A 6,317-nucleotide genomic window follows, 5' to 3' on the forward strand; every position below is an offset into this window, starting at 1 on the left:
GATGTTTTAACAAATAAAACTGCTTTAACACCAAGTGACGCACAATACCAAGAAGTTTCAAGTATAGAAGAAAGACGAATTCGTTTGACTGAAAATGATTTCATTCTAGCAACAAGTTTTTCTTTTACTAAAACAACTAAAAAAGATTTAGCAGATAATAACTTCTATCAATTTAGAACAAAAATAGAATCAGCTGGAACTTTATTAACTCTGGTTTCTGAAATTGGAAATCTTCAAAAAAATTCGAAAGGAAACTATGAGATTTTCAACCTAGAATATTCAGAATATGTTAAAACAGAGTTTGATTATATCAAGCACTGGGATTTTGGAAAAGAAAAAGTTTTAGCCGTTAGAAGCTTCTTTGGAATTGCTATTCCGTTTGGAAACTCAAATTATATTCCGTTTTCACGAAGTTATTATGGTGGGGGTTCTAATGATAATCGTGCTTGGCAACCTTATGCTTTAGGACCAGGAAGCACAAATGCTGTAAACGACTTTAATGAGGCCAATATGAAACTTGCAGCAAGTGCCGAATTTCGTTTCAAACTTTTTGGAGATGTAAAGGGAGCATTGTTTGCAGATGCCGGAAATATCTGGAATGTCCTCGATAATGTTACAGATTCTAAAGCAAAATTTGACAACTTAAACGATTTAGAAGAAATTGCTTTGGGTACAGGATTTGGTTTAAGATACGATTTAAGCTTTTTTGTTATTCGTTTAGATTTAGGCTTTAAGACTTATAATCCGGCGCATGAGAAGGGAGATCGATGGTTTAAAGAATACAATTTTGGACACTCGGTTTTAAATTTTGGTATAAATTATCCGTTCTAATGCTAATTAATTCTTATTTTTGCAACCTAAAAACTAAAAACAACTATAAAAAAAATTACAATGGCACATAACATTAAACCAGGAGTAGCTACAGGAGATCAAGTACAAGAGATCTTTAATTATGCGAAAGAGAAGGGTTTTGCTCTTCCAGCAGTAAACGTTACTGGATCTAGCACAATTAATGGAGTTCTTGAAACTGCAGCGAAACTAAACGCGCCAGTTATCATTCAATTTTCTAACGGAGGAGCTCAATTCAACGCTGGAAAAGGATTATCAAATGCAGGTGAAAAAGCAGCAATCGCGGGAGGAATCGCAGGAGCAAAACATATTCATACTTTGGCAGAAGCTTACGGTGCAACTGTAATCTTACACACTGACCACTGTGCAAAAAAACTTTTACCTTGGATTGATGGTTTATTAGATGCTTCTGAAAAACATTTCGCAGAAACAGGAAAACCATTATTCAGCTCTCACATGATCGATTTATCTGAAGAACCAATCGAAGAAAACATCGAAATCTGTAAAGAATACTTAGCTAGAATGAGCAAAATGGGTATGACACTAGAAATCGAGCTTGGTATTACAGGTGGTGAAGAAGATGGTGTTGATAACTCTGATGTTGACAGCTCAAAATTATATACTCAACCAGAAGAAGTAGCTTACGCTTACGAAGAATTATCTAAAGTAAGCCCTAAATTTACAATTGCTGCTGCTTTCGGAAACGTTCACGGTGTTTACAAACCAGGAAACGTAAAATTAACTCCAAAAATCTTAAAAAATTCTCAAGATTTCGTACAAAACAAATTCAACACAGGACACAATCCAGTTGATTTCGTATTCCACGGAGGTTCAGGTTCTACACTTGAAGAAATCAGAGAAGGAATTAGCTACGGAGTTATCAAAATGAACATCGATACAGATTTACAATTTGCATACACTGAAGGAATCCGTGATTACATGGTTAAAAACCTTGACTATTTGAAATCTCAAATTGGAAACCCAGAAGGTCCAGATGCTCCAAACAAAAAATATTATGACCCAAGAAGATGGGTACGTGAAAGTGAAGTTACATTCAACGCAAGATTGGAACAAGCTTTTGCTGATTTAAATAACGTAAACACGCTTTAAATTTTAGATTTCTGATTTTAGATTTCAGACTTCTAAAAGCCTGAAATCTAATTTCTGAATCAGATTAAAAATCTAAAATCTAAATCTACATTCTAAAATTAAAAAAATGGCTTGGTTTAAAAGACAAGAAAAAGGGATTACGACCGCGACAGAAGACAAGATGGACGTTCCGAAAGGATTGTGGTACAAATCTCCTACTGGAAAAATTATTGATGCTGACGAATTAGCGAGAAATTTATTCGTAAGCCCTGAAGATGATTTTCACGTTCGAATTGGAAGCGCAACCTATTTTGAAATTTTATTCGACAACAACGAATTTGTTGAGTTAGACAAAAACATGACTTCTAAAGATCCTTTGCACTTTGTTGACACAAAGAAATATGCAGACAGATTGAAAGACGTAATGGAAAAAACTCACTTAAAAGACGCTGTACGTACGGGAGTAGGAAAATCTAAAGGAAGAGAACTTGTAATCTGCTGTATGGATTTCGCTTTTATCGGTGGATCTATGGGAGCGGTTGTTGGTGAGAAAATCGCAAGAGGTATTGATCACGCTATCAAAAACAAACTTCCTTTTGTAATGATTTCTAAATCTGGTGGGGCTCGTATGATGGAAGCTGCTTATTCTTTAATGCAATTAGCAAAAACTTCTGTAAAACTGGCTCAATTAGCTGAAGCTAAATTACCTTACATCTCTCTTTGTACAGATCCAACAACTGGAGGAACAACTGCATCTTACGCAATGTTAGGAGACATCAATATCTCTGAACCAGGCGCTTTGATTGGTTTTGCTGGTCCTCGTGTTGTTCGCGATACTACAGGAAAAGATTTGCCAGAAGGTTTCCAAACTGCTGAGTTCTTATTAGAGCACGGTTTCTTAGACTTTATCACGCCAAGAAAAGAATTGAAAGATAAGATTAACTTATATATCGATTTGATTCAAAACAATGATATTAGATAGTTTTAAAACTACTTAAAATAGAAATCCCAAGAAAATTGCTTCTTGGGATTTTTTGTTTTTAAACCATATAAGTTTTATAAGTACAATTAATAACTTGTCTGAAAAATTGTATTTTTGTTTTTGCATAAATGATAATAGCGTATCATACTAATGCAAACCTGTTTTTTACAGAAATCTATTTTTTCTAAAGTAATATAAATATCTTTGAATTATGAGCACAGCAACAAAACCAAAACACATAGGACGACAAATAAGCCGTATTCGCGAACTTAAAGATATGAAACAAGAAGCGTTGGCACAAGCTTTAGGAATAAGTCAACAAACTGTATCTACAATAGAGAACAGCGAAACTATAGAAGAAGAAAGACTTGTAGAAGTTGCAAAAGCTCTTGGTGTAAGTGTCGAAGCAATTAAAAACTTTACTGAAGAAAATATGATAAATTATTTCAATAGTTATTATGACAACAGCACAAGTACTGGAATAAACGGAATGTTCAATCCAACTCATTGCACATTTAATCCATTAGATAAAGTAGTAGAACTTTACGAACGTATGCTTCAAGCAGAAAAAGAAAAAAATGAGTATTTAGAAAAATTATTAAAAGAGAAATAATCTTTCTAAAACATACAAAATCTCAAGGAATTGCTTCTTGAGATTTTTTTATATCTTTATTTTAAATCTTATTCTTTATGGCTAGAATTTTTATTGGTTTTATAATTTGTTTTCTCTTTTTGAATTGTGAAAAGAAAAAAGAAAAAACGGTTGTAAAGAGCAAACCTTATATTATTTCTTATGAAGATAGAAAACTAAAAAACTATTACGATTCACTACAAAAAAACAACCCTAACACTCCCCCTCCTCCAAAAGGCTTTTATTCAGAAAGCCAATTAATAATTGATAAAAAAAGAGAATTTTATTATTACAAAAAAGATTTCATGAGACATGGATGTGGAACAACGCTAAAAAGCGATACAATTCCACATTTGATAAATTTAAAGCCAAACGATTTGGTAAAAATCTCGCAAGCAGACCTTGCTAATTTTCTTTCAGATGATTTTACAACTAAAAAAGAACATAAAGGAATATTAATTATTGCTTCACAAAATGACACGATAAAAAATGAATTGCTTTTTAACTTTTTAAATAAAAAAAACATTAGTTTTTTCATAAGAAAAACAACTCAAGAAGAGGACACTGTTTTGAAGTATAAGAAACGAAATGAAACCTATAAGTCAGAAAACATTAAATGGGATCAGAACAGAATTACACTTCCTTTCATAAAACCAAAACTAGAAAAGACAACAAAATAAATTAGCTCGCTTTCTTCAAATCTTTTTTCAGTTCTTTCTCAGCGATTTTAAAGACTAATTTTTCGCGCCAAATTGCATAACGTTCTCTAAAAACAACTTTAATAGCACTATCAACTGCACCGTGCATAAACAAACTCCAAACACTGGCAATTTTTCGAGAAACAGATTGATCCCAAGCTCGAAGCGTAAGAGAAAAAGAACCGTCAATATAACGCATCCAGTGCCACATTCCTGTTGGCATGAATAAAGTATCACCGTGTTCCAGAAAAACCTCATAACCTTCCACTCCTTTCAAGGCAGGAAATTTTTCAAAATCAGGATTGGCAACATCATAATCTTCTAATGCGTAAGTTGTATTTGGAAGACAATAAAGCCTTTTTTTCCATTTGTTATCAAATAAGATAATATGCTTTCTTCCACCGAAATGAGTATGAAAAAGATGTGGCAAATCGATATCATAATGCAGAAAAGTAATTGCCTTAGAACCGCCAAAAAACATAGCAGGCATGCTTTCTATAAAACCGCCCATTAATTCTTTGGGAACTTTTACATCATCAATTAATTCGGGTCTGTGCTTGAAAAGATTGAAGAAAAAAATACGCAATTGTGTTGGTTCACGTTTTATCAAATCCAGATATTCCCCAAATTTCATACTCGCAATCGAAGCATTGATTACTTTTTTTGGATCTGCCTTTGAATTATCCACAAGTTTAACCTCTATATCTCCAGCAATCTGCTTGAAATACTCTGTTGACCATTTTTCTCTTGCTGGCCAATCTTTTGTCAGCCCTTTTATGATTAAAGGTTTTCTTTTATCTAGGTAATTCTTTTTAAAATCTTCCTTAGAAATCGACTCAACAGTATCAACAGATTTAAGATTAAAGCTCATTTATCTTGTGTTTTAATTTGTTGCCTATCAAATGTATCTAATTATTCTCACTCAACAAAATTTACAATTAAATAACACAAAAACAATATTTTACATTCCCGTTCGAATAGCTTCTACAGGATCTAACTTTGCTGCCGAAATCGCAGGAAGAATCCCAGAAACTAGACCAATAAAAGCAGCCAAACCTGTACCTAAAAGAATATTTCCTAAACTTAAAACAAATTCAAAATCTAGCAGTTTTGTTAGAGCAAAAGCAATTCCCCAAACCATCAAAAGACCAATTATTCCGCCAATAACAGACAAAATAACGGCTTCAAATAAAAACTGGAATAAGATAAATTTATTTTTTGCTCCTAGAGATTTCTGAATTCCGATAAGATTGGTTCTTTCTTTAACCGAAACAAACATAATATTTGCAATTCCGAAACCGCCAACCAGAAGAGAAAATCCGCTAATGATCCAGCCTACAAAATTCATCTGACCTAAAATTCCATCAATAAAATCGGTAAATCCAGAAAGTACATTAATAAAGAAATTATCCATTTCTCCTGCTTTCATTCCGCGTATTGCTCTAAGTTTTTGAGCTATTTCCGCTTTATAAGCATCCATGTCTACGCCTTTTACGGGTTTTAAAACAATTACCGGCGTCATAGAATCGCTATCTCCATACATTCTTCTTAAGAAATTTGCTGGAAGATAAACCGAAGTATCATTACTATCTCCAAAAAAACCCGCTCCTTGTTTAGCCATTACGCCAATTACAGTAAATCGTTGTCCGTATAAGCGAATATTTTTCCCTATTGGATCGCTAGAACCAAAAAGTCCATCAGCTATATCATATCCTAGAACAATAACAGGTGTTCCCGAATTAGATTCAGATTCATTGTAAAATCTTCCTTTATCAAAACTCAATCCGTCAATATCGACCATTTCGCTTGACGACGGAATAATATTTACATCGCTGACTGTTTTAGAATCATATTTTAAACTTTCTCTATTTACAAAAAGCTGATATGCTACTTGATCAGTATTATTCATTGAGTTTTTCAATCCAATGTACTCGTCATATTTCACATTTGGAAACTGCTCTCTCTTCCATTGTGGAATTTCAGACGGTCCAAAGCAATATTTCATTAAATAAATTGTATTTTTATCTAAACTGCTCAAATCTTTTGAGATTTTTTTGTCTAAAGAGTC

General features: G+C 33.1%; 7 protein-coding genes. 5 read left to right on the forward strand and 2 right to left on the reverse strand.

Translation table 11 applies throughout. From position 1 onward, the window contains the following. From B3J44_RS09135 to B3J44_RS09155, 5 genes are all read left to right on the forward strand, one after another. Positions 1 to 831 (forward strand): BamA/TamA family outer membrane protein (locus B3J44_RS09135; RefSeq protein WP_286967951.1); only part of this gene is annotated, 831 nt, incomplete at its 5' end. Positions 832 to 891: 60 nt separating this feature from the next. Next, positions 892 to 1,959 (forward strand): class II fructose-bisphosphate aldolase, encoded by a 1,068-nt coding sequence (gene fbaA / locus B3J44_RS09140; protein WP_012023542.1) that lies wholly within the window; start codon positions 892 to 894, stop codon positions 1,957 to 1,959. Between the two features lie 106 nt (positions 1,960 to 2,065). Next, on the forward strand, positions 2,066 to 2,920 hold the full coding sequence (gene accD, locus B3J44_RS09145; protein ID WP_111367748.1) for an acetyl-CoA carboxylase, carboxyltransferase subunit beta: 855 nt from the start codon (positions 2,066 to 2,068) through the stop codon (positions 2,918 to 2,920). A gap of 211 nt (positions 2,921 to 3,131) precedes the next feature. Continuing rightward, on the forward strand, positions 3,132 to 3,533 hold the full coding sequence (locus B3J44_RS09150) for a helix-turn-helix domain-containing protein (protein ID WP_286967954.1): 402 nt from the start codon (positions 3,132 to 3,134) through the stop codon (positions 3,531 to 3,533). A 77-nt stretch (positions 3,534 to 3,610) separates the two neighbouring features. After that, positions 3,611 to 4,231 (forward strand): hypothetical protein, encoded by a 621-nt coding sequence (locus B3J44_RS09155; RefSeq protein WP_286967956.1) that lies wholly within the window; start codon positions 3,611 to 3,613, stop codon positions 4,229 to 4,231. Position 4,232: 1 nt separating this feature from the next. On the opposite strand, the gene B3J44_RS09160 is transcribed toward B3J44_RS09155, so the two are convergent. Next, positions 4,233 to 5,120 carry a cupin-like domain-containing protein gene (locus tag B3J44_RS09160; RefSeq protein ID WP_286967957.1) on the reverse strand — a complete coding sequence of 296 codons (888 nt, stop codon included), beginning with the start codon at positions 5,118 to 5,120 and terminating at the stop codon, positions 4,233 to 4,235. A gap of 90 nt (positions 5,121 to 5,210) precedes the next feature. Beyond that, positions 5,211 to 6,317: ABC transporter permease (locus tag B3J44_RS09165; RefSeq protein ID WP_286967959.1), on the reverse strand; the 1,107-nt coding region annotated here is incomplete at its 5' end.

The sequence above is a fragment of the Flavobacterium sp. UBA4854 genome (assembly GCF_002399805.1).
Taxonomy (GTDB): Bacteria; Bacteroidota; Bacteroidia; order Flavobacteriales; family Flavobacteriaceae; genus Flavobacterium; species Flavobacterium ginsengisoli.